Annotated in this window: 4 protein-coding genes; all 4 read left to right on the forward strand. The window is 44.3% G+C overall.

What is annotated here, in order from left to right; genetic code table 11:
• Positions 1-386: hypothetical protein (locus IEN85_RS18755; protein ID WP_191617059.1), on the forward strand; the 386-nt coding region annotated here is incomplete at its 5' end.
• Between the two features lie 70 nt (positions 387-456).
• The gene (locus IEN85_RS18760; RefSeq protein WP_191618644.1) at positions 457-1,440 is read left to right on the forward strand and encodes a hypothetical protein; all 984 of its coding nucleotides are present in this window, start codon (positions 457-459) and stop codon (positions 1,438-1,440) included.
• A 59-nt stretch (positions 1,441-1,499) separates the two neighbouring features.
• Complete coding sequence (locus IEN85_RS18765) at positions 1,500-2,030, forward strand: DUF6985 domain-containing protein (protein WP_191618645.1); 531 nt, start codon at positions 1,500-1,502, stop codon at positions 2,028-2,030.
• 100 nt (positions 2,031-2,130) lie between these two features.
• On the forward strand, positions 2,131-2,523 hold the full coding sequence (locus IEN85_RS18770; RefSeq protein WP_191616599.1) for a hypothetical protein: 393 nt from the start codon (positions 2,131-2,133) through the stop codon (positions 2,521-2,523).
• The last annotated feature ends 57 nt before the right edge of the window (positions 2,524-2,580 follow it).

Below are 2,580 nucleotides of genomic sequence, written 5' to 3' on the forward strand. Positions count from 1 at the left end.
CACCTTTAATTCTGGTTCTCAGTGTGTTTTTAGCCGTAATACCAGCAGCGATTTGCGAGAGGTCAATAATCGGCAAGTGGACGTACCACGTGGATCAGGGAGAAGGTATCGAAGTGAAGGGGTTCATCGTCTACGAAATGGATAAGTCTTTTTACGAGGAAATGACACTCACCAAAAATGGCGAAGTAATGGATTTATTGAGAATGAAAGGAACATGGTTTGTGGACGGTTTAGACTTAACTACTAAATTCACCTCTCCCGACAGACCAGATGGAGCCGAAATAAAAAACGAATACACGATTATTGAAATAAATGAAGAGCACATGAGATATGTAGACAAAGAACGTCCTCGAGCCGAGTATAAGCAATATCGATCAACAAAATAGAGCCAACCAGACGTAGCAGGCAACGTGCGCAAGCGCACGCCGCCTGTACTCGACGTTCGGCGAAAAAGTAATGATAGATCTAACGACAGTTGAACCTGGAATCGGAATAGGATCACTGACTTTCGGTGCTACGCAGGAGCAGCTTGTTGCCATCTTAGGCGAACCAGATAGAATCACTGAAGACATCGCATCCGGAGAGAAGTCGATATCTTGTTACTATTCGAGCAAAGGCCTTTCCTTTCACTTTCACGAGGAGAACGACTTCAGGCTAGAAACGATAGAATCGTCTGACCCAAACGTTACGCTTTTTGGAAAAACTTACATTGGAAGAAAGCGATCAGAACTACTGAAAGAAATAAAGAAAGATGAAAGGTTTGATCAGATTTCCGAAGAAGAAGACCGCATTGAAATCGAAAGTTTGTCACTGAATTTCTGGATCGAAGAAGATCTAGTTTCAGACATGCAGTGGGGAGTCCTCATGTCAGATGAAGCCGAAATCTCTTGGCCAACGAAAACAAATCAACCAGCCGAACAAGTCGGTGGTCACAACTCCGGGGGCTGCGCCCCCCCTCCGCGTGACACCTCGGCGTTAGAGAGACTAAAAATGGTCAGCCCAAAGCACATACTCACAGTCATCCTTGCGGTGGTTGCCCATACCCAAATGAGTGCAGAAACAACAACGACGGTTACTCTGAATTCAAACGCACTTCGAGTTGGAGACACCTACTCGGAGGGAATCGTTCTAAAATTGGAAATTTTCGAGATTGGCGACTACGAAGTCCCTTACTCTGCGATTGAAAAAGGAGGCCGCATAGCTGTCGACTCAGCGATCATCTACTTCATCGACGATTCGAAGGCTAAAGATTTCAAACAGTGGAAAGAAGAGAAAGATGAAGAGTATGGATACAACGAAATATTAGTCATCCAAAACCTGAGCGAATTCGGAACTAAACATGAGATAAAAGTTGGATACATCATTTCTGAAGGGGTGGGCACTCAGTTCCCGGGAGATGGGTCCTATTCGATAAACCTCAAAAAATTAAGAAAACTCTAACAAGTCGTAGCAGGCAACGAGCGCAAGCGCTCGCCGCCTGTACTCTGCGTTCTGAAAAAATGAAAATAGAAGACATTGGAGATTTTGATCACGACCCCCAGTTTGATTGGTACTATGGTCCTGTCGAAAGTGGCGAACCCCCGATACCCCAATTTCGATTCGTGCTTGAGGAATATCTCGAAGATAAAAATCAATCCGAGTTCCGAACGGCCATGCTAAACTTTAGATCCAACGGTTCAAAAGCAATCAAAGCAGCAGAGGAACACATTTTTGAATACTATAAAGATATAACGAATCTAATAGATACTGAAGATGAGGAAGATTTCCCACTGATCAAGTCTAGCAGAGATGTTTGGTCATACCTGAGAATTGGCGACGAAGTCTTGGTATCGAGACGTCCGTACGGAGACAAAAAGATATACCTATCTATTGAATGTGGATGCGATTGGGAAGAAGAGCATGGACTGCAAATCGTCCTGAAGGAAGGAATGACGGTAAACAAGTTGGGACCTTACGATGGTCACTTGACGAATTCAGACGCCTACGACGTTGAGGAATACGAAAACATCGTCTACAAGAAAATAACATAAAAATTCAGAACAAATCGTGCCATACAACTCCGGCCAGCGCTCCGCGCTAGCCTCCGCGTATGCACTCGACGTTGGCTAAAGCAAATAATCATCGAAGCGAATGAACACACCTTTAATTCTGGTTCTCAGTGTGTTTTTAGCCGTAATACCAGCAGCGATTTGCGAGAGGTCAATAATCGGCAAGTGGACGTACCACGTGGATCAGGGAGAAGGTATCGAAGTGAAGGGGTTCATCGTCTACGAAATGGATAAGTCTTTTTACGAGGAAATGACACTCACCAAAAATGGCGAAGTAATGGATTTATTGAGAATGAAAGGAACATGGTTTGTGGACGGTTTAGACTTAACTACTAAATTCACCTCTCCCGACAGACCAGATGGAGCCGAAATAAAAAACGAATACACGATTATTGAAATAAATGAAGAGCACATGAGATATGTAGACAAAGAACGTCCTCGAGCCGAGTATAAGCAATATCGATCAACAAAATAGAGCCAACCAGACGTAGCAGGCAACGTGCGCAAGCGCACGCCGCCTGTACTCGACGTT

This window comes from Pelagicoccus enzymogenes (genome assembly GCF_014803405.1).
GTDB lineage: Bacteria > Verrucomicrobiota > Verrucomicrobiia > Opitutales > Opitutaceae > Pelagicoccus > Pelagicoccus enzymogenes.